Below are 18,400 nucleotides of genomic sequence, written 5' to 3'. Positions count from 1 at the left end.
TATAAAAGAAGCTATTAGCCAACATGTGGTGTATGGTTGTTAACCGCCCACCAGGACAATCAACATGTCGATACTCAAAGATATCAAGATGCGTACTTTACGCCATGTGAAAAGTACTTGTCCTCATTGCTCCCGCCAGTCAAAGCACAGTCTGTCGAGAATAAAAAACAATATAACGTTAATTTGCCCCTTCTGTGGAAACATCTATCTTCCATCGGAAAGCAAACCAATAAAGTAACTGATTGACTACCAAATAAAACTCATACTCTCAGAATGTGGCAAAGCAGACATAACCTTTTATTGTTGTTCTCATTTAAGAGAATGTAACACCCAGAGTGGAGAGGTTTTTTTTCTTCTCCACAATACGGCGATCAAGTTCAGCCACTGCATGCGGGCGTATGGCATCAAGAAAGGCGTTATCCTGATAGGTAGACTGGATTGTCACACCAAGTCCGGCACCACTTTCCAGTATGCTTTTCTGAAGTTGTAGTTCTTTTATATCGTTATTGAGGTAATACGCTTCACTTAGGTTTTCTGCGTTCATCTTCTAACCCTGTTGTTGTTTGACTGCCTCACTGAGTCGTAAATGCGCTCACACGTCATTCCTGCCCGGTAGCTTTCGTCAGATCGCTCAGCATAATATCGAGCTTCTTCTGCAAGGCGTCCGAGCATGTCGGCGAGCACTGCGGCGTCGGCTCCGGCTGTTTTGCTTCTGACGGCAGTGGCAAGATCTGCGGTGTGCTTTGCGGCGTCCAGGCGAGTGGCAAGCTTTGTTGCTTCGGTACGCAGCTGGTTAACAGTGGCAGACAGGCCAGCAGCAGTGGCAGCGGATTTAGCGGCTTGTGCTTGTGCATCTTTTACAGCCTCATCACGGGCAATAATACGCCCTTGTTCAATCATGCGAGCGGCGGTCTGTGCGTTCGCTGTTTGCGATGATTCTACGCTGTCACGCTCGGCCCACTTCTTTTCCCAACCGCGGCTGCTCCATACACTACCCGCGAAGAATGCAACGGCCACCAGCAACAAAATAACAATGAACTGATAGCGCAGGCTCACTGGTCTATCCCCCAGCACGTCAACGCGCTTTCCTGGTCTCGCCGTTCAACCTGACCATAGCAACCGTTCTTCTGCCCTTTGGTCAGACGACAATCGCGACCACCGTCTTTTATCCACCAGCGGATCGCTTCACAGGCACCTTCACGGTCGCCAGCATTTATTCGCTTATAGAACGTAGATGGGAAACATTTTCCGGGACCGATGTTATATGGGCAGAAAGACGCGATCCCGGCTTTCTGTGGTTCGGTCAGTGGTACTTTGATATTTCGGTCAACCCACGCCAGTGCCTTATCACGCTCAATGGCGTTTACCTGATCGCATTTCTCAGCAGACAGCTTCATGCCCTGAACTACTGGCTTACCATCAACCATCGTGGCGCCACGGCAAATAGTCCAGATGCCGGAGCCATCCTTGTATGCGGTCAGACTGTTGCCTTCTTTCTCATCCAGAAACTGATCGAGAATCACGGGCGCGGAAGCCCCCGCAAGAATTAAACCAACGACCGCTGCACTCAGTTTATTCTTCAGCTTTGGTGGCATAGCCATTGCGCCGATCCTCCCGTTCTTTCCAGCGGAAATACCAGTTCACTGCACAGGTGATAACGGTGCATGCGATACCGACAATAATTGCCCAGTCGCTCAGGCTTAACCCTGCAATTCTGTCGGCCAACATCCAGGACACCTCTTTTGCTGTTTTAGCTGTTTCGGCATATGCCTTCGCTGATACACCGCAGCCGGCAAGCGTGGTTCCTGATCCATATGAAAGTCTGCTGTAAATGGTGCTCATTCTGGTCATAGCCTCACCTCCGATTTTTCGGATGGCGCTGTGTGTGATGAAAAGGTCAGGCTTCACGGGCTGGATTTATCAACAAAGCACGTAGCGGATGATTCCCGTGAGCCTGAAATAGAAAAGGCCACGCAAATGCGCAGCCTGTAACCAGAAATCAATATTGTCTTTACATCAATTTTTCTTAAGGTTAAATTCTTCTGACAAGTTGATGAAAGACAACTTGAATATTAGCTATTTGTTCTCTGTTATGCCCGCAACCCAATGCGGGCTTTTTTTCGCCCTGCTAAAAGTTCCACCGTTGTGAGCCTTTTTGCTATGCAATAATGGATGCGTGGTGCCGGGTGTCTCCCGGTGATCCTTTGGCTGACAACCCATGCCTCACGAACATTTCACAACGGGATATAGAAAAGGCCGTGCATTTGCATAGCCCTGAAAGATGTTTATGCTTTATTAATTCGCTGGAATATCTGGCATGGCGCGATCCATAGAAGAGCTAATTAACGCCTTAATAGCGTTGCATACCTGATAAAATCCACCCAGCTGAGATGAGACAGAAAAACGGGAGACGTCGTCTCCTGAGCCTACTTCAGCATAAAATGATGAGTTCTCATACCAGAGTGAGATGCTTACGCCCTGCCTGTAGCCACCTGTTAGCGGAGAATCATCAAGAGTGGTTGCAATCACGAAATTCAAGTGGTAACGGCTGTCCATATTGAGTTGGGGGATTAAGACAGGAAAGAACTTCCCCTCCTCCTCCCAAATACCAATGTCCACATAAGGCCATCTTGTTCCGTCAGAACCAGTCCACTCACGAGATGTAAGATCAAGAGAACCTGAATACTCTCGTAGTAGTTCGCTCGCCTTCTCCTGAAGTTTATCCTGTAACTTCCATTGCGCCTCGACCAGTTTAGTGCGTTTTTCTTTCAGATCCTTAAATGTTAATTCCATGCCACTCTCCAGACAACTTTTGAAAGGAATCTGCATAGTAACTCACCCTGAAAGCACATGGTTATATTTCACTTACACTGAGTGCGAAAAGCAAAAACCCCGCCGACTGGCAGGGTTCCGATGATTAGGCTGTGTGTCGAAGTGACGCTCATTACGCTGCTAAACTGTGCTGTTCTTCAATCAGCGGCTGGCGATGATTGCGATCAAATACACCCTTTAGCGCCTCTTTGCGCTGCTCAAAGTCCCAGCCCATGCCAATGAAAACTGTATTGGCCCGCTGCAACTCAGTTACGCAGTGGATCTGCTCCGGCGTCAGGTAGTCACGGATGTTCTCTTTTTTGTCGAGGTCGTGGTAAACACGAAATTTTGCCGCCGTCATACGCAATCCGCAGTACAGCCATCGCTACCGATAAAAGAACTGCGCCCATTGGCGTATCACCGCGCCACCAGCTATGAAGTAACTCAATTAACTCCGTCCAGGAGTGAGGGTCGTTATGCATTTTCATGGTCTCTCACCTCCGATTCTTCGGATGGCGCTGTGTGATGAAAGGAGGATCAGGCTTCTGGGCTCTTATGCAAAGGTAAAAGTAAGGGTGATTCCCAGAGCCTGAAATAGAAAAGGCCGCCAAATGGCAGCCCTAAATACGACAAAACCCCGCTGTAGCGAGGTTTTTAATGATGTTAAGTACGCGTCTAAGTAACCACTCTTAACACGTTACATTACTTTTTGCGGACCGCAATAATGTTTTTTATTATTAAAACAGGTATTTTATGGAAAAAAATCAAACCATAGCGAGCAAATAGTGACCAATACTACTTCTTTTCAGATCTTCTATGATGCAGAAGACACTGAATTGGCACAGCATAAAATTGATGCAAAAACACTTAGCATTTCCATAGGTTCTATGGCTGATTTAATTTCAGCCGCCGATAAACGGCTTAACGACGGTCAACAAACTGTGAAGTTGATGGTGACAAACCCGGCTGAGGCTGGCTCTCTCGGCGTATCCTATACGATGATGGAACTTGTCCCACATGCAATCAATGTTGCGAAAGTGATCGGATTGACAGGGTTAGCCGGCGCAGCAATTGGTGCACCTGCATTATCGTTAATTCGACAGTTGGGAAGTAAGAAAGTCATTTCCATCACGAAACGAGCAGGTACAAACCAATCCGTTCTTGAGCTCGAAGGTGAAGAGATTGTTTGTCATGATTCTGTAGCAAAGCTAGTGACTGATCCAGAAATTAGGAATGCTTTAGTGAACGTTGTGCGCGCACCTTTAGACGGGAAAGAAGGCGCAGTGTTCAAAGTTCTGAATGAAGACGGTATCGAAGTCGTCCGCCTGGAAGGTGAAGAAACTGAGGAAATAAAACCACTTCCCAGGGGCACTTTGCTGGAAAAAGAAGAATCAGTGGAAGAAGTAAACGTAAGATTCGTCCAAATAAACTTTGAAGGAACAAAAGGTTGGAGGATTGAGTACCTCGGAGAGGAACATGCAGTTTCGTTTGAGGATCAACTTTTTATACATCAAGTCCAAAATGGGATCGTTAGTTTCACCAAAGAAGATTTGTTTGTCGTTGACCTCAAAACAACAAAAACTTTCACTGCACGTAATGCTTCAACCAAGTATGCTATAACCAAAGTTAAGCGAAAACGCCCTGCTGAGGCTTGATTAACGTGGCATTAAACTTGCAGATAGCGCAACTGATCTTCTGGATAGGAGTGATTATGATCATTCCTACCTTTAGTCGTTTCTGCTATTCGGCATCTGCTTTGCTATGGCGTCGATTGTTTCCTACCAGGACCTTTGAGTTCCGGTATCACGATGAAGATACTGGTACAACTAAAACACTCATAGTTAAGGTGCCAAGAAAAAACGGCAAAATGCTTACCAGCCTTATTGATGAGGCTATTTCGGAGAATTCAAAACCAAAATGAGTTCTCAAAGTAAAGGTTTAAGTACTGGAAAAGCGACACTTTCCACTGGTGGTTGGGGAGCAATACTCAGCGTTTTAGTTGGTGCAGTTCTTACAGACCCCAACAGCGTGTGGAGGACGGTTGCTTATGCCCTTGTGCCTGGTGTTGCTGCTGTCCTTACCTACGTGATGAATTGGTTCATTTCTAGGCATGGGTTTGAATCACCAGAAGATGCAGCTAAACGAGCGAAGTGTAAACGAGATTTAGCTGAGATCGAAAAACAGCTAAGCTCAGAGCATTTAACCCCTGAAATTGAAGCCAGGCTGATGCAGGCAAAGGCCAAGACAATTGAAATACTCGTTTCTATTGGCAGCGACTCTATCCTTGAAGCCTCATCACGTTCGAGCCAACTACCAGATACTGCCGGGCCTCAAGGCTAACCGGCAGTCTTGATTTTAACAATCAATCATCCATGTCAAGTCGAATATCAAGCATAGCCAAACATCCGTCTATAAATCCTTCTGCCATCTGTATCTCGATGCGTATCAATTTCTCATCTTTTTTACGCGCTTTCGCAATCTTCCTCTTAGATATTCCGTATAGGTAGTGGGCAACAAGAAGTGAATGCTCATATGGTTTTCGGTTTTTCAATCGCGCCAGGCACCCTTCGATGATCAGCGCATCATCGTCAGTACAAGACGGTCGGGAGCTACCTATTTGCGGCAACAGCCCTTTAAATCCTGCAGCTATAGGAGAATAGTCCACGCCAGAACTATCACTGGCAGCCCACCCGCCCCATCTTTCGAGTAACATTTGAATATCACGCATCACTTTTCTCCATACACTTAAGCTTTCGCAATTACGCCGATCGCCAGCGCCCGATCCATAAAACGCAGTAGCAGCTCAAGCTGCGTACCATGCTTCTGCTCGAATGCTGGTACATCGGCGTGTAACTCGTCGTGGCACTCTCTGCACAGAGGGATCACGAAGAGGTCATGGGCTTTTGTTGCTGTACCACCCATACCGTGCCCTACGATATGGTGCGGATCATCTGCTGGCCGTCGGCAACACTCACAGGGTTGTGTTTTTACCCAGCGGGTGTAAGTCTCATTTATCCAGCGGCGACGTTTTGGCCTGAGCATAAAAGACTCTGGCGACTCAGGATCAACAGAGAGCGTGAGGATCTTCTTCGCCTTCTCCTGCACGAGTCTGGTTGCTGACGAGGAAGGCACTATGTCGCTTTCCCTCATGACAGAACGGAGCTTCTCATCCGGAAGGCGCAGCCCTTTGTGCGCAACGCTTTCCGGAATAACATCAGCCAGGTCGTTTCTGACCATCCACCAGCACAGTTCCGGTAGTGTCAGGATATGCGACTCGGGAAAACCAGAATCACGCCGAATGACTTCCAGAATCCAGGATACCAGGTTTCCTGCCGCTATATCTGCAAGCTGCTCGGTATGTTGCCCGGACAGGATGTGATCGCAATGCCAGCACAGGCGAATGCTTCCTGGCTCGTGCCGCATTGTTGTAAAGTTCTTGTCATGCCACGATGAATGGGGCCACTGGCATTCAAACCGTGAACTCAGCCACTGCTCAAGGGAAGAAAGCCCACCGGCACGCTGTATAACCCGTTCATTCCCGAAGACCTGCCGCATTACCGGATCATCAGCCAGCGGCTGAATGACTCCGGGAACAGCCCCGGTACTGAATGACGCCATTTCTTCTGGTTCAGGCTCGAGCAGAACGCGACCTCGCATGAAGAGATGCATCAGTTCCGCGCCGGGACGAAACAACACAATCCCCATACGGGAGGCTATTTCAGGTGTGAGTAATGCCCTCAATTGTCGCCACCAGCCAGTTCTTTATCGTGGGTGAAGCTCCCGTTCCAGGTCACCTTCATCGGAAGCTTCCCTTTCAGATAGTTTTTGTAGATCCAGGTGGCCCCTTCCCGAAGCAGAACCGGCTGATAGGTGGTAAAGCTGACTGCTGAATTTGGAGAGACTTTGCTGCTTTTCTCGGTGAGGTATTTATCACGCGCGTATGACCGGACACGCCATTGTGCGCTGCGTCCTTCCGGATTGTCGTCATATAACCAGTTCATCGAAACAAGCCAGGCGCTAATTTTTGAGGTATTAACGCCATTCAGACGTTTACAGAACTGTACTGGGGAAAGCCCATCAGTGAAGAGGCTCTCGAGATGCTCGATATATTCGGCTTGCTGGTGGGTAAGCGCCTCAGCTTGCTGTTTTGCCTCCATGGCATCCGCCCACGCACGCGCCAGGGTTATTGGATCAGACATATTCGGCAGCATGACACCGTGGACCTCACGAAGATTGAAGTAATGATCTTCAAGCTGTTCAAAGAAGTCCCAGGCTAATTCGGTTTCAAGCATTTTTGCGTGGCGGGAGGCGCCGCGCTCAGTCCAAAGATAAAGGCTGCGAGCCTTTGATGATATTTGCACACTGCTGAAAGAGTTGCGCAAATTTTCGACTTCATCACCCTCAATTCGAAAGTAATGCTTACCCTCAACAAAACGCATTTTATTGCGGTTAAAGTTATTCGTGATGTTTTGCGCTGTTGTACCGTAGCCGCTTGCTAAAGATTCCGTAGTCACTACGCGCTGATTGCGATAAGTGATCACCGGCACCGATGAGTGATTAACGGAAATTACTGATGAAGTGCTATTTTTGGGCGTAGCGGTGCCCATAACATGATGATTGCTCATATTATCTCCATACTCTGATTGTTGCGAAGGGCCTGCACGCCCGTTTCGCTTGCACTTTCCGACATTACTGCCATATCGACCAATATTCAACCCACAGCTGGACATATAACCACCTCTTTTTTATATGCCGTTATGGTTATCTCAACTTTTCCCTTCGGTACTATTGGCCCCCATTCCACCAGCATGCGCTTAATCTGGCTGTCGTCTTCCCAGACACCCGCATGCGTCAGCGCGTCAAACAGAGCCTTGTTGTAATTATCGATATCCCGGCGGCGCGCATCCGGCGGGTACAGAGTGATTTCTACCGCTGCCAGTTCAGTCGATGGCTTCGGGAGACGTCGTAATTGCTCAATGATCGCCACGCAGGCAGCGCTCTGGTATTTACGGCCATCAACACTAATGAGGTGACGACCGGCCAGCGGCCCCTTGTTAGGGGCGCGCCAGTAAGTGTTCACGCTCGGAGGGAACGGGAGCACAAGTTTCATGCCACCTCCTGTTGTTGCATTGCACACAGTTCCGGAAGATTTGCCTCCACCAGCGCCCTGGCGAATGGTGGTGGTACCGCATTACCGCAGCGGGCTACCTGCTTATCTTTTGCATAGCGATTTCCACGGTAGTCCTGATCAATAACGTATCCATCCGGGAAGCCCTGCGCTTTGTAGAGTTCATGCGGCTGCAACATGCGCATTCCAATATCAACGATCTGGTATTTAACCCCATCGATCGTTACCAGCCATTCATCGTCACTTTCCCCGCAATACGTCTCGAGAAATGTGCGCACCTCACCCACGTGTTGGCCACCAGCGGTGATTGTTGGCATAGGCACATCAAGGCGTTGCCCGTCACGGCATGTTCCACGCAGTTTCACCAGATGAGAGGCAACTACTGCATGATGGTCGACAGTGGTCACTGAGTGCGCGGGTTCATCCATACTGACACCCGGCCCCGTATAGTTACCGCCGTAGTGTTTCGCCAGGAACGCGCCCACCAATTGCGATTTACCGCCACCGCCAGCGGTGATAGTTGCGCTCGGTTCATCGGCCCGGTGACCGACACTCGCACCAAACTGTCGACCAACAAACGGCGCAATGGCTGCCTCAACGATACCCAGAGCATGCCCATTCCCGCCCGGGCGTTTTGATGTGCCAGCTGTTACCGTCGGGACAGGTTCGGTAACGGGCTGCCCGGTTGCACCGGTACGGAACTTTGTCAGGTGTGGAACGGCTAACGCGTAGCCGTGGGTTTTCGTAATGGTCTGCAGAGGCTCTCTCAGCGCCTGCCCACGGAAACAGTCGTATTTCCCTTTGGTCGTCGTGTGGTTGCACTTAACGATGAACGGCGACGCGCTCTCGATAACAAAGCGCTGTATGCCGCGCGCGATCCGCTTAAGTGTGTTCTCCGCCAGCGGTTTTTTGCGGTCGAAGATGGACAGGGCCGGAACATTCCAGTCGATACATTCCGCCGCGGTACGCCATGGCATCAGCCTGCCGCTCTGCACCTCCAGAGACTTAGGATCCCCATGGGTAACAGCAGGCCACTGGATTGGGCAGCCATCACAGCGCATAACCATGAAGAAGCGTTTGCGGATCGTCGGCGCGCCGTAATCACACGCGCGAAGTTCGCGATAATCAACATCATATCCAAGCCCTTCCACCAGCTGTTTGGCCTGCGTGCTGCCAGGATCAATAGCAAGGAATTCACAGACCTCTGCCAGTGCCGGGTGATCGGCAGGAATGCCTGTGGAAAGCATGCCGACAAAAGCATTGAATGTTTCGCCAGTGCGGGCAGGGTCTGGACGCATTTCATCGGCCAGCTGCGGTCCCCACGTTTTAAACTCTTCCACATTCTCCAGCATCATCACGCGCGGTCGCTTCGCCAGTGCCCAACGCAGAACAATCCATGCCAGACCGCGTATCTCTTTTTTGACAGGCTTTGCACCTTTGGCCTTTGAGAAGTGTCGGCAGTCCGGGCTAAACCATGCCAGGCCAACAGGATTACCGCCGGTGGCGGCTACCGGATCCACGTCAAATACGGATTCACAGTAATGCAGTGTGTCAGGGTGGTTCGTCTTGTGCATCGCAATGGCGTTTTCGTCGTGGTTGATAGCAATATCCACGCTGCGTCCGATCGCCAGTTCAATACCCGTTGATGCACCACCGCCACCAGCAAAGTTATCAACGATAATCTCACGCATGGGTTGCCCCCTGCATGCTGCCAACAAGACCACGCGCAATTGTGATAATTTCGCTGGTGGCCGTTCGTTCCAGCCAGAGTTGATTGATGTTGGCTTTCAGTTTGTTCTGCTGGGCCTCGCTCAATACATCAACGCCTTCCACCTGGTTAAACACCAGACCAACCTCGAGAGGCCAGATTCGTGACTCAGTTTCCGGTGTTGCTGCTGGTTCCCTGGCTGCCTGCATTGCAATTGTTTGCTCTTTACCAACGGCGAATTGAGCCAAAGCCATAAATGCCCGCCCTTTTTCCTCCAGTTCTGTGCGGTTGATATAGCTGAACCGCTCACCCCGCCACGACTTATCGAATACAGCTATGGCACCGGCAAAAAACGCGCTGGTGGGTTTCTGTTTTTCGTCAGCAGGTACAAACCACACAGGCAGATCGAACCCAATACGACCACGAATAAACATGATGTGATCGGCATCTTCCGGCCACCATGTTTCACTTGTGGCAGACTTCACCAGGTAAATATAGCGACCACCTCTTTCACGCATGTCCATGGTGTGATTCATGATGTGTGTCATACCCGTGATCGCCTGCTTGTCGTGATACTGCGAGCGGCTATATGGAGGGTTGGCAAACGCCGCGCCACCCAGTTCTGCCAGACGTTCAGACCAGTCCTGCGTCAGCGCGTTATCTTCGGCGGTGTACCATGCCGGGCATTTCGCGTTGTCGGCGTCAGCAAACAAGTCCAGAACTAATGGACCAAATAGCGCGTTGATCCCCCAAAAAAGCAGATCCGGTGTTCGCCACTGATCGCCAACTTCTTTCAATTCGTGGGCTGGTTGGCTACGTAGTGCCGCCAGCGACTGGCAATATTTGTTTAACGTCATCCCCTGAACCCCTCTGGAATCGTTGTATCAACCGGACCAAAAGCCATCACATCGCGCTTTTTCGCCCCCCAGTCAGCGCGTTTAGGCCGTCCCTTCTGCTCCCAGCGGGTAGCGCTTTGCAGATAGCTCTCGAATTTCTTCGGGCCGAACAGCGTTTCCGGGCGCATGTACTGGTACTGCTCGTCGTTCTCGTGCCAGTGCTCATGCTTCAGGTCGATAACCAGTTGCAGGTCTGCAACGCTGTATCCCTCACGCAGTCGGGCACGGATGTTCTCCAGGGATGTTTTTGATTTCTGATACCTGGATCCGCTGATCTGGTTCAAATGGGTCAGAACCAAAATTGCCTGATCAGTAATCACGACTTCAGGGTCTGGTTGCGCCGCAACCGGACAAGAGGGTTTTGAAGTTACTTGTGGATCTTGTTTTGATTTTACTGACGGATCCCCGCCAGATTCTGACGGGTCAAAACCGCCGTTTTTGACGGATTTCGACGGGTCAGTTTTTGAGGCGTCAAATTTTGATGCGTCAGATTTTGACGTGTCAGAATCTGACAGTTGAGAAAATGCGGCAGCCTGAAGTTTCTCCACATTCAGGCGGTACACGTTCGACGCATTACGGTTACCATTACGGCGCTGTGTACGCGTGAGCCAGCCATCTTTTTCAAGCTTTGCGATTGCCGTTCTGATAGTGCTCGGCCCTGCGCCAAGCTGGCGAGCAATAGTTTCAATGGACGGCCAGCACACTCCCTCATCGCTGCTGAAATCAGCGAGGCGAGCCATGATCGCGACACTAGACAACTTCATGCCCGACGCCGCGCAACCATCCCATACGTAGCCGGTTAATTTAGTGCTCATGATCGTCCGTTATCTCCCTGAACTTCTGCCTGAATTGCTCAAGTGGGCTGAAACATTCGTGCGGGTAGCCATCACGCAGATAGATAACGCGCTGTGTTTCTGGCTCCCAGCGGATAACACGGACTGGCACTCCGCGGTTGTCTTTGAACCTTCGGTTAAGTTCGCGCACAGGCGTTTTGCCCTCCGGTTGTAGACCCCCACAATTGAAACCGCCCTACTGTGGTTACACGGAACCCAGCGGTTTGATAATCTGCGTTCATACCGAAACAACGGAGTACCCGAAACCGGGATCATCCTGAGTTGCGGTAGACGGTCAAAAGCCGTTAAACTGCTCATGCGGATTATTTCTCCATACTCGAAGAGTTGTTCGCCAAGGCGCCCGGAGCTGCACACTCGCGGGCGTCACTCTTTTCAGCGACACAAAAAACTCGATAAAGAAGCGTTACGTGCTCCTGGAACTTCGCGATAACCTGATAGCTGTTTTCCTCAATCTGAGCACGCTCATCTGCGTCAATTACCCCATCAGCCGTGGCTTTACGTACAAAATTCGAATGACGGCCTATCCATTCGATGGACTCCATCAGGCGCTGATTTATATCGGCGTTATCCAGATCATCAACATCTGCCAGTGGTACAAATACGCCCTGAGAATGGCGCGCAACGGCATCAGCGATATGAGTTGAACCACCAGCACGTTGTAAAACCATTGCCCAGCCCAGTGGGAAGATCTGGTCGCCGTCAACACGAAGGCGGTTAAACAATGCGTTCTCTGTCACGCCCAACCATTCCGCCGCCTCGGCATAACCACCAGGTAGATCGGTGATCGTTTTTTTTATCGCCGCCACCAGCCAGGCTGGCTGACGTTCGACTTTCCAAATAGGTTCGTTACCCACGGCTTACTCCTTTTTTCTGTGGTTACTGGTTAGCAGATACGCCTGTAACCTTGTGATATAGGGATGCGTCATACTTAAGTTTCCCATTAGTAATTCTCTCTATTACGAAGGCTTGCTTCTCAGGGATGACCTTTCCCCAACGACATACGGCAGGGTGTGAGATATTCAAAGCAACAGCGGTTTTAGAGATACCGCCAAAATGCTTTACGACTTCGGACTTATACATAGTTCCTCCGGTGTGATGAATGAACCAAAGGTAACAAAAGGTACATTAAATAGCAAACAACAGTTACAAGCAAAGGGTGTAACATTGGTTACATGAAAACAGAGATGAAAGACCGCATCAGATCCAGACGAATCCAGCTGGATATAACCCAATTAGCACTGGCTAAAAAGCTTGGTGTAAGCCGTGTATCGGTTACAAAATGGGAAAACGGCACGACAAAGCCTGATGGTGAGAACCTTCACCAGTTGGCTCAGGCTCTATCAACAACACCAGAGTGGATACTCTATGGAAGCGGTGATGAGGCCATTGACGACACGCGCGTCGTGCCTTTTTTGAAACCCCCTGTAGCTGTACCGATCATATCGGCAGTTCAAGCCGGTTTATGGACGGATAGCTATGCCTGCTCAAGACTTACAGACGTGATTTCCTGGACTCAAACAACTGCAAATGTATCGGATGAAGCGTTTGGGTTAGTAGTCCGCGGTGAGTCGATGACTAACCCGCAAGGACTTCCATCTATACCTGAAGGTTCTATTGTTATAGTCGAGCCCCATTATGGGCAGCTTGATGATCTATATGGGAAAATAGTCGTTGCTATATTGGATGGGACATCAGAAGCAACGGTTAAAAAATTAGTTTGGGATAGCCCCTACTCATACCTAATGCCACTGAATCCGTTATTTAAGCCAATCCAAATTGATGGTAACTGTCGCATTGTCGGAAAAGTTGTACAAATCACTCAAAACATTTAATCCCTTCAAAATTAAGAGCCGAGCATAGCCTCGGCTTTTTTACATTCCCCAAGGTAACATAAAGTACATTACTCGCTTGACCCAAAAGGTAACTAAAGGTACATTTAAATCATCAAACGTAATCATTGGTACGTTTGGTGAAGATAACAAATGCCTTGTATCACTATTCTGGCGGCCCAGTGTTTTCCCTTTTGTCTGGTTACCGCCAGCCTTTTTCAGGGAATATCAGCCGGTCATGGTAAGCATCTCGCAGGGTTCTTACCGGGACTGGAAGAGTTACCACTTGGAGACGGTCCTTATAAATGTCCTGGACAGTGGCGGTACCAGCACCGACAACAGCGGCAGACGTTCAACTGTGAAAACGGAGAGATGCCAGCTCCCTCGACGGCAGTGACGGCGTGAAGTAGAACGCTGACGGCAGGGAAAGACCAGCACAGGCCAGACGATATCTGAGCGCATTTAAAAACAGATGGGAGTCGGTGGAAGCCCGACACACAACAGAAAAGGGCATCACCGGGCGACGGGCTCATAACCCAATCCACCCGGGCAAAAAGAAAGCGGTCTCTGCAAGCCGCCGACCAATGCAGGTGCCCTTCTCTGTTGTGTATGGAGAAAGTTCGGCGGTGGCAGCCGCCTTAACGAGGGTAAAACCATGAGTAATGACCGCATGACCGTAGTGCCAGATTTTCTTGGCGAACTGGATGCCGGCGTCTTCATGAACAAAATCGCGGCAGCACTTAATACCACCGCGCTTGGCGTTCTGAACAACGGCAACAAAGGCAAAGTAGTCCTCACCTTTGATTTTGAGCGCATGGGTAATTCCGTCGAAGAGAAGCGCGTCAAGATCAAGCACAAGCTGAACTACAGCACCCCGACACCGCGTGGGAAAGCCTCCGAAGAGGACACAACCGAAACCCCTATGTGGGTCAACAAAGGCGGGAAGCTCACCATCCTGCAGGAAGATCAGGGGCAACTATTCGGGATCACCGGCGCGGTGGATGGAAAGCTTAAAGCGGCTCAGTGATCCGCAGCAACAAACTCACTGATACCACTTCGAACATCAGCAATTAAGGAATTTTTATGTCTCAGTTAGACAGCGGCACATTCAAGCAGGTCAAAGACCTGGTTCTTTCCGGTTATCACCTGAATGATATTCAGGACCTGGCTTGCCCGACCGCATTACTGCCAGAGGGTACTACCGTTGAAAGCCTCGAGCGCTTTTCTCTGGAGCGTTTCCGCTTTCGTGGCGCAATGACCACAACCAGTATTGACGACTTCGCACGTTATTCTAAAGGTTACGCCAGCGACAGCGAGCCAGCTCGTTGCTTCATTGATGCTGACAACATGACCGCCCGTTCAGTGTTCAACATCGGAACCCGGGATAATCCCGGTCACGCCGATAACGTTGCTTCAATCACCCTGAAGAAAACCGCCCCGTTCCGAGCGTTACTGCAGATCGATGGTCAACGCCTGAAGCAAAAGCAAATCGCTGAATGGCTGGAAGACTGGAGCGATTACCTGCTGGCGTTTGATGCTGATGGCAATACGATGCAGATTTCCCAGGCGGCTCAGGCTGTGCGTCGTATCACTATTCAGCAAGCAACACAGCAGGACCATGAAACTGGTGATTTCGCTGGTAAAAAATCTCTGATGCAAAGCGTTGAAGCAAGCAGCAAAGACGTAATGCCTGTGGCGTTCGAGTTCAAATGTGTGCCGTATGAAGGTCTGGGCGAACGCCGCTTTAGCTTGCGTAACAGCCTGCTGACCAGCGATGAACCCTGCTTTGTTCTGCGTATCGTCCAGTTGGAAGCCCAGGAAGAAGCGATCGCCAACGAATTCCGCGATTTGCTGATCAGCAAGTTAGACAGTGGATCAGTGGAAACTTTCATCGGTAACTTTAAAGCGTAATTGCTCTGCATTAAATCCCCGGCGCCGCGGGGATTTATTGAAGCGTAATTCCATTAATTATCGCCACCCGGCGAGGGATTCGTGCAACCAAAATCTGCGCGGTGCAGCGCGCCAATATGGAGAAAACCATGAGCTATATTCAGACTTTATCCGGCAAACATTTTAATTACCTCGATATCCAACAGGACGATATCGTGATCGAAGATATCGCCACCGCGTTGTCTCATATCTGCCGCTTTGCAGGGCATCTTCCTGAGTTTTACAGCGTCGGCCAGCATAGCGTTTTAACCAGTCACCTCGTTCCGCAGGAGTTTGCATTAGAAGCACTGCTTCATGATGCCGCCGAAGCCTACCTGCAGGATATCCCCTCGCCTCTTAAACGCCTGCTACCGGATTACCAGTTGATAGAAGCTCGCGTAGACGCAGCTATTCGCCAGAAATTTGGCCTACCGACGGAACAACACCCAACTGTGAAATATGCCGATCTGGTGATGCTCGCCAGCGAACGCCGCGATTTTGAGGTTGACGAAGGTTCCGTGTGGCCATGCCTCGAGGGAGTTGTCCCAACGGATTTATTCATTATCAATCCAGTTCGTCCTGGCCAGTCATACGGCATGTTCATGAACCGCTTTAACGAACTGGTGGAGCTGCGCCAATGCGCCGCATGAAGGTAAAAGAACTCGTAGCGGAGGCGTTTGCCTCCGTTGCTGAATTGCCACCAAAACATGCGCCGCTTATGCGCGAAGTCGCCACCAGACTGGACGCTACGTTCGCAGCATTAAAAGAGTCTCTGGTGCAACTGGAACAGGAACGTAAAGGTAAAACGCCATGACCGTATTTGAATATCTCCAGGCTCATCCGAATACCACCAGCGGTGAAATCGCCAAAGGTATGAACAAAAGACACCCGCGGTCGCTGGCGCATTATCGCAACTCTATGGCACCGGCCGGATCGTGAAGTCTGGTGTTCGCAAGGGAATTCCTACTTACCGTGTTAACGATATGCCGTTTGGGTGCAGTAACAGCTTAACCATGATGTTTAACCAGCTATTAAACACAGCCAGAAAGGGATCTGCACAATGAGTAAATCTCTGAACGCACGTTGCATCCGTCGCTGGACCGTCGAATTTAAAGGCCGCTGCGACTCGAAACACAGTCCGTATTGGCGTAAGCACCACCTTCGCAGTTACATCCGGGAATGTGCCCTGACTACCGCTGATTGCATGGTAGAGCGTATGGCAGAGGATAATGCGATGGTAGATTTTCAGGAGACTAATCGAGGGTGGTCGCCGGAGTTCTCTGCCTGGTACCACGAACGCCGTGAACAGTATCTCAAAGAAGCTCGTGACTATCTGAACGAAGACGCCACCAATGACGAGATCGACGAGGAAATCCAGAACGAGCTGGAGGCCTGGAATGACTAACAGCCCAATGACAGCACTCAACAAACAGGCACCGCGCATGCGCAACTATCTCGATACGGCACTTAAATCCGGGGTTAAGCTTTTGCACCTTTCGACTGATGAGTTTGAAGGCCTGCTGGATGAGCTGGAAGCCGCAGAGAAGCGCATAGCAGAACTGGAGGCGCTGACGGTCAACCTACCAAAGCGCAGCGTCGGTGAAGTCATGCACATGAGCGGATTTAGCCGTGATTATGCTGAGGGTTGGTGTTCTGGTAATGACAATGCGATCCACGAAATACGCGCCGCTGGCATCAGCGTAAAGGAGAGGTGATGGGAAAGGTAACTTTTGTTGTCGATTTCAAGGATGGCGCAGAGCCTGTTGTATCAGCGGCAACCGAGATTCTCGGTGGGCGTCTTTCGGCTGTTCTGTGGGCCGACTACCGCGATGATTTCTTCTGTCCAGAACAACGCGATGTAGTTATTGAGGCCTTGAATGAATTGGCTTGTGATGAGGTCGAGGAAGACTGCCATTCAGAAATCATCAAAAAAATGGAACTCATGACACTATGACCACTATTACCAGATTCACCAAAGAGCAGTTACTCAAGCGGCTGGAAGAGCAGATGTCGTCAGCACGCTATGCACTGGGCTTTGTGCAGGATAGTGAAATCCTGCGAGATATTGAAATGGATTTGCGTCTTGCTGAAATCGCAAGGGCCTCGCTTACCGCCGAACCGATTGGCGCATTCCACATTTCAGATCAGCAGGTGGAAGGAACCTCGGATTATATCAAGGATGGTGAGTGGCCCATCGATAACGGCGTCATTGAGGTCTACACCGCACCGCCAGCGCCGGAACCGATGAAAGACCATCAAATCCGCGAACTGGTAAACGACCTGCGCGATATTACCGTGGAGTATCACGGAACACAGCAATTGCGAGAACGCATAGCTCGAACCGTCCGCTCCGCCATGCTTCAGGCTGGCAACTCTCCGGTAACTCCAGATGGTTTGGCTTTGGTGCCTAAGAGGCTAACCGCCGAGAACGGCGCAAAGGGTGTGCTGTCCGGTGAGTTTTCAGAAACGAAATTTATAAACTGCCCAGAGTGTTTTGGTGATGATGATTGCGAAACCTGCGACGGAAGCGGAAGAATTGAAATCACCGTTCCTGTCACATGGACGACCATCAAAGCTATTTGGGCTAAAGGTGTCGAACATTTCGCAGCAGCACCGCAGCAGGAGAATGTATAACGTGAACAATTTAATGATCGACCTCGAATCCATGGGCAAAAAACCGAATGCCCCTATTGTCTCCATTGGTGCCGTATTCTTCGATCCGCAAAGCGGTGATCTTGGTCAGGAGTTTTACACCGCCGTTAATCTTGAAAGCGCTATGGAGCAGGGAGCGGTGCCGGATGGTGACACTATTTTGTGGTGGTTAAGACAAAGCTCAGAAGCACGATCAGCAATCTGTGTTGATGATGCGATGCCGATATCGTCTGCCCTATCTGAACTGAGCCATTTCATTAATCGGCATTCTGATAACCCAAAATATTTAAAGGTTTGGGGCAATGGAGCTACTTTCGACAACGTTATATTGCGCGGCGCATATGAGCGTGCCGGCCAGGTTTGCCCGTGGCAATTTTGGAATGATCACGACGTCAGAACCATCGTCACATTAGGCAGAGCTGTAGGTTTCGATCCTAAGCGTGATATGCCATTTGATGGGGTTGCACATAACGCACTGGCTGATGCCCGCCACCAGGCGAAATATGTTTCAGCGATTTGGCAGAAACTAATCCCAACCACCAGCAACAGCTAAAGTTTTCCCCGGGTGCAGCCGGGATAATGGAGAAATAACT

27 protein-coding genes and 4 pseudogenes are annotated in these 18,400 nt (G+C 50.1%); 14 read left to right on the top strand and 17 right to left on the bottom strand.

Annotated features, from left to right (window positions below; all coding sequences use genetic code 11):
• The first annotated feature begins 64 nt into the window (after window positions 1-64).
• Complete coding sequence (locus HV261_RS27525) at window positions 65-238, top strand: YnfU family zinc-binding protein (RefSeq protein ID WP_213083834.1); 174 nt, start codon at window positions 65-67, stop codon at window positions 236-238.
• 75 nt (window positions 239-313) lie between these two features.
• On the opposite strand, the gene HV261_RS12395 is transcribed toward HV261_RS27525, so the two are convergent.
• The 7 genes and pseudogenes from HV261_RS12395 to HV261_RS12365 form a co-directional block, all read right to left on the bottom strand.
• Window positions 314-544: a hypothetical protein gene (locus HV261_RS12395; protein WP_000990801.1), complete on the bottom strand. Its 231-nt coding sequence runs from the start codon at window positions 542-544 to the stop codon at window positions 314-316.
• Window positions 541-1,056 (bottom strand): DUF2514 domain-containing protein, encoded by a 516-nt coding sequence (locus HV261_RS12390; protein WP_142710296.1) that lies wholly within the window; start codon window positions 1,054-1,056, stop codon window positions 541-543. Before HV261_RS12390 ends, HV261_RS12395 begins: the two co-directional genes overlap by 4 nt.
• Entirely contained in the window at window positions 1,053-1,601 is a 549-nt protein-coding gene (locus HV261_RS12385) for a lysozyme (RefSeq protein WP_115601849.1), read from the bottom strand. The genes HV261_RS12390 and HV261_RS12385 overlap by 4 nt, the downstream gene beginning before the upstream one ends.
• Window positions 1,573-1,851, bottom strand: coding sequence for a phage holin (locus HV261_RS12380; RefSeq protein WP_016150433.1), 279 nt, complete (start codon window positions 1,849-1,851; stop codon window positions 1,573-1,575). Before HV261_RS12380 ends, HV261_RS12385 begins: the two co-directional genes overlap by 29 nt.
• Window positions 1,852-2,295: 444 nt before the next feature.
• Window positions 2,296-2,793: a hypothetical protein gene (locus HV261_RS12375; RefSeq protein ID WP_000423994.1), complete on the bottom strand. Its 498-nt coding sequence runs from the start codon at window positions 2,791-2,793 to the stop codon at window positions 2,296-2,298.
• A gap of 151 nt (window positions 2,794-2,944) precedes the next feature.
• Window positions 2,945-3,178: pseudogene (locus HV261_RS12370) on the bottom strand (Rha family transcriptional regulator); the annotation flags it as partial.
• Window positions 3,162-3,299 (bottom strand): annotated as a pseudogene (locus HV261_RS12365) (phage holin family protein); the annotation flags it as partial. The pseudogenes HV261_RS12370 and HV261_RS12365, both read right to left, overlap by 17 nt.
• Window positions 3,300-3,596: 297 nt before the next feature.
• On the opposite strand from HV261_RS12365, the gene HV261_RS12360 reads away from it, so the two are divergent.
• Window positions 3,597-4,466: an LAPAL motif-containing putative phage structural protein gene (locus HV261_RS12360; RefSeq protein WP_061381724.1), complete on the top strand. Its 870-nt coding sequence runs from the start codon at window positions 3,597-3,599 to the stop codon at window positions 4,464-4,466.
• Window positions 4,467-4,728: 262 nt separating this feature from the next.
• Window positions 4,729-5,151 carry a hypothetical protein gene (locus HV261_RS12355; RefSeq protein ID WP_003826156.1) on the top strand — a complete coding sequence of 141 codons (423 nt, stop codon included), beginning with the start codon at window positions 4,729-4,731 and terminating at the stop codon, window positions 5,149-5,151.
• Window positions 5,152-5,173: 22 nt separating this feature from the next.
• Here HV261_RS12355 and HV261_RS12350 read toward each other — a convergent pair whose 3' ends face one another.
• The 10 genes from HV261_RS12350 to HV261_RS12305 form a co-directional block, all read right to left on the bottom strand.
• Window positions 5,174-5,539, bottom strand: a complete 366-nt coding sequence (locus tag HV261_RS12350; RefSeq protein WP_086539062.1) for an antiterminator Q family protein — start codon at window positions 5,537-5,539, stop codon at window positions 5,174-5,176.
• Window positions 5,540-5,556: 17 nt separating this feature from the next.
• Window positions 5,557-6,552, bottom strand: a complete 996-nt coding sequence (locus HV261_RS12345) for a DUF968 domain-containing protein (protein WP_202038397.1) — start codon at window positions 6,550-6,552, stop codon at window positions 5,557-5,559.
• On the bottom strand, window positions 6,549-7,436 hold the full coding sequence (locus tag HV261_RS12340) for an ORF6N domain-containing protein (RefSeq protein ID WP_226814010.1): 888 nt from the start codon (window positions 7,434-7,436) through the stop codon (window positions 6,549-6,551). Before HV261_RS12340 ends, HV261_RS12345 begins: the two co-directional genes overlap by 4 nt.
• An 86-nt stretch (window positions 7,437-7,522) precedes the next feature.
• Window positions 7,523-7,921, bottom strand: a complete 399-nt coding sequence (locus HV261_RS12335) for a RusA family crossover junction endodeoxyribonuclease (protein WP_182269535.1) — start codon at window positions 7,919-7,921, stop codon at window positions 7,523-7,525.
• Window positions 7,918-9,630, bottom strand: a complete 1,713-nt coding sequence (locus tag HV261_RS12330; RefSeq protein WP_202038396.1) for a DNA cytosine methyltransferase — start codon at window positions 9,628-9,630, stop codon at window positions 7,918-7,920. Before HV261_RS12330 ends, HV261_RS12335 begins: the two co-directional genes overlap by 4 nt.
• Window positions 9,623-10,504, bottom strand: a complete 882-nt coding sequence (locus tag HV261_RS12325; RefSeq protein WP_202038395.1) for a phage N-6-adenine-methyltransferase — start codon at window positions 10,502-10,504, stop codon at window positions 9,623-9,625. The genes HV261_RS12330 and HV261_RS12325 overlap by 8 nt, the downstream gene beginning before the upstream one ends.
• Entirely contained in the window at window positions 10,501-11,358 is an 858-nt protein-coding gene (locus tag HV261_RS12320; protein WP_202038394.1) for a conserved phage C-terminal domain-containing protein, read from the bottom strand. Before HV261_RS12320 ends, HV261_RS12325 begins: the two co-directional genes overlap by 4 nt.
• Complete coding sequence (locus HV261_RS12315) at window positions 11,348-11,527, bottom strand: DUF4222 domain-containing protein (protein ID WP_024135702.1); 180 nt, start codon at window positions 11,525-11,527, stop codon at window positions 11,348-11,350. Before HV261_RS12315 ends, HV261_RS12320 begins: the two co-directional genes overlap by 11 nt.
• Before the next feature lie 172 nt (window positions 11,528-11,699).
• Window positions 11,700-12,251, bottom strand: a complete 552-nt coding sequence (locus tag HV261_RS12310; RefSeq protein ID WP_003826142.1) for a YmfL family putative regulatory protein — start codon at window positions 12,249-12,251, stop codon at window positions 11,700-11,702.
• A gap of 22 nt (window positions 12,252-12,273) precedes the next feature.
• Window positions 12,274-12,477, bottom strand: a complete 204-nt coding sequence (locus tag HV261_RS12305; protein ID WP_000278289.1) for a Cro/CI family transcriptional regulator — start codon at window positions 12,475-12,477, stop codon at window positions 12,274-12,276.
• Window positions 12,478-12,569: 92 nt separating this feature from the next.
• Here HV261_RS12305 and HV261_RS12300 point away from each other — a divergent pair, with 92 nt between their 5' ends.
• The 11 genes and pseudogenes from HV261_RS12300 (at window position 12,570) to HV261_RS12245 (ending at window position 18,360) form a co-directional block, all read left to right on the top strand.
• Window positions 12,570-13,229 (top strand): LexA family protein, encoded by a 660-nt coding sequence (locus tag HV261_RS12300; RefSeq protein ID WP_000845984.1) that lies wholly within the window; start codon window positions 12,570-12,572, stop codon window positions 13,227-13,229.
• 652 nt (window positions 13,230-13,881) lie between these two features.
• Window positions 13,882-14,253: a YfdP family phage-associated protein gene (locus HV261_RS12295; protein WP_001515608.1), complete on the top strand. Its 372-nt coding sequence runs from the start codon at window positions 13,882-13,884 to the stop codon at window positions 14,251-14,253.
• 56 nt (window positions 14,254-14,309) lie between these two features.
• Window positions 14,310-15,137, top strand: a complete 828-nt coding sequence (locus HV261_RS12290; protein WP_202038393.1) for a YfdQ family protein — start codon at window positions 14,310-14,312, stop codon at window positions 15,135-15,137.
• Window positions 15,138-15,265: 128 nt separating this feature from the next.
• Complete coding sequence (locus HV261_RS12285) at window positions 15,266-15,805, top strand: HD family hydrolase (RefSeq protein WP_202038392.1); 540 nt, start codon at window positions 15,266-15,268, stop codon at window positions 15,803-15,805.
• On the top strand, window positions 15,793-15,969 hold the full coding sequence (locus HV261_RS12280; protein ID WP_001253786.1) for a hypothetical protein: 177 nt from the start codon (window positions 15,793-15,795) through the stop codon (window positions 15,967-15,969). Before HV261_RS12285 ends, HV261_RS12280 begins: the two co-directional genes overlap by 13 nt.
• A pseudogene (locus HV261_RS12275) lies at window positions 15,966-16,219 on the top strand (hypothetical protein). Before HV261_RS12280 ends, HV261_RS12275 begins: the two are co-directional and overlap by 4 nt.
• Window positions 16,216-16,560, top strand: a complete 345-nt coding sequence (locus HV261_RS12270; RefSeq protein ID WP_125112487.1) for a hypothetical protein — start codon at window positions 16,216-16,218, stop codon at window positions 16,558-16,560. The pseudogene HV261_RS12275 and the gene HV261_RS12270 overlap by 4 nt, the downstream one beginning before the upstream one ends.
• A gap of 133 nt (window positions 16,561-16,693) precedes the next feature.
• Window positions 16,694-16,870, top strand: a pseudogene (locus tag HV261_RS12265) (ead/Ea22-like family protein); the annotation flags it as partial.
• Window positions 16,870-17,109, top strand: a complete 240-nt coding sequence (locus tag HV261_RS12260) for a hypothetical protein (RefSeq protein ID WP_020838478.1) — start codon at window positions 16,870-16,872, stop codon at window positions 17,107-17,109. The pseudogene HV261_RS12265 and the gene HV261_RS12260, both read left to right, overlap by 1 nt.
• Before the next feature lie 116 nt (window positions 17,110-17,225).
• Complete coding sequence (locus tag HV261_RS27665; RefSeq protein WP_442781065.1) at window positions 17,226-17,789, top strand: hypothetical protein; 564 nt, start codon at window positions 17,226-17,228, stop codon at window positions 17,787-17,789.
• A gap of 1 nt (window position 17,790) precedes the next feature.
• Entirely contained in the window at window positions 17,791-18,360 is a 570-nt protein-coding gene (locus HV261_RS12245) for a 3'-5' exonuclease (RefSeq protein WP_191235582.1), read from the top strand.
• Window positions 18,361-18,400: the final 40 nt, after the last annotated feature.

This window comes from Citrobacter sp. RHBSTW-00671, from assembly GCF_014103415.1.
GTDB lineage: Bacteria > Pseudomonadota > Gammaproteobacteria > Enterobacterales > Enterobacteriaceae > Citrobacter.
Note: the sequence above shows the minus strand (reverse complement) of the source record. Positions and strands in the feature narration are given on the sequence as shown.

Coding starts and splice junctions, on each gene's coding strand:
- HV261_RS12295 (WP_001515608.1), top strand. CDS start 13,882: ATGAGTAATGACCGCATGACCGTAGTGCCAGATTTTCTTGGCGAACTG.
- HV261_RS12300 (WP_000845984.1), top strand. CDS start 12,570: ATGAAAACAGAGATGAAAGACCGCATCAGATCCAGACGAATCCAGCTG.
- HV261_RS27665 (WP_442781065.1), top strand. CDS start 17,226: ATGGATTTGCGTCTTGCTGAAATCGCAAGGGCCTCGCTTACCGCCGAA.
- HV261_RS12325 (WP_202038395.1), bottom strand. CDS start 10,504: ATGACGTTAAACAAATATTGCCAGTCGCTGGCGGCACTACGTAGCCAA.
- HV261_RS12375 (WP_000423994.1), bottom strand. CDS start 2,793: ATGGAATTAACATTTAAGGATCTGAAAGAAAAACGCACTAAACTGGTC.
- HV261_RS12285 (WP_202038392.1), top strand. CDS start 15,266: ATGAGCTATATTCAGACTTTATCCGGCAAACATTTTAATTACCTCGAT.
- HV261_RS12270 (WP_125112487.1), top strand. CDS start 16,216: ATGAGTAAATCTCTGAACGCACGTTGCATCCGTCGCTGGACCGTCGAA.
- HV261_RS12280 (WP_001253786.1), top strand. CDS start 15,793: ATGCGCCGCATGAAGGTAAAAGAACTCGTAGCGGAGGCGTTTGCCTCC.
- HV261_RS12330 (WP_202038396.1), bottom strand. CDS start 9,630: ATGCGTGAGATTATCGTTGATAACTTTGCTGGTGGCGGTGGTGCATCA.
- HV261_RS12305 (WP_000278289.1), bottom strand. CDS start 12,477: ATGTATAAGTCCGAAGTCGTAAAGCATTTTGGCGGTATCTCTAAAACC.
- HV261_RS12320 (WP_202038394.1), bottom strand. CDS start 11,358: ATGAGCACTAAATTAACCGGCTACGTATGGGATGGTTGCGCGGCGTCG.
- HV261_RS12350 (WP_086539062.1), bottom strand. CDS start 5,539: ATGCGTGATATTCAAATGTTACTCGAAAGATGGGGCGGGTGGGCTGCC.
- HV261_RS12385 (WP_115601849.1), bottom strand. CDS start 1,601: ATGGCTATGCCACCAAAGCTGAAGAATAAACTGAGTGCAGCGGTCGTT.
- HV261_RS12290 (WP_202038393.1), top strand. CDS start 14,310: ATGTCTCAGTTAGACAGCGGCACATTCAAGCAGGTCAAAGACCTGGTT.
- HV261_RS12260 (WP_020838478.1), top strand. CDS start 16,870: ATGGGAAAGGTAACTTTTGTTGTCGATTTCAAGGATGGCGCAGAGCCT.
- HV261_RS12355 (WP_003826156.1), top strand. CDS start 4,729: ATGAGTTCTCAAAGTAAAGGTTTAAGTACTGGAAAAGCGACACTTTCC.
- HV261_RS12335 (WP_182269535.1), bottom strand. CDS start 7,921: ATGAAACTTGTGCTCCCGTTCCCTCCGAGCGTGAACACTTACTGGCGC.
- HV261_RS12380 (WP_016150433.1), bottom strand. CDS start 1,851: ATGACCAGAATGAGCACCATTTACAGCAGACTTTCATATGGATCAGGA.
- HV261_RS12395 (WP_000990801.1), bottom strand. CDS start 544: ATGAACGCAGAAAACCTAAGTGAAGCGTATTACCTCAATAACGATATA.
- HV261_RS12340 (WP_226814010.1), bottom strand. CDS start 7,436: ATGAGCAATCATCATGTTATGGGCACCGCTACGCCCAAAAATAGCACT.
- HV261_RS27525 (WP_213083834.1), top strand. CDS start 65: ATGTCGATACTCAAAGATATCAAGATGCGTACTTTACGCCATGTGAAA.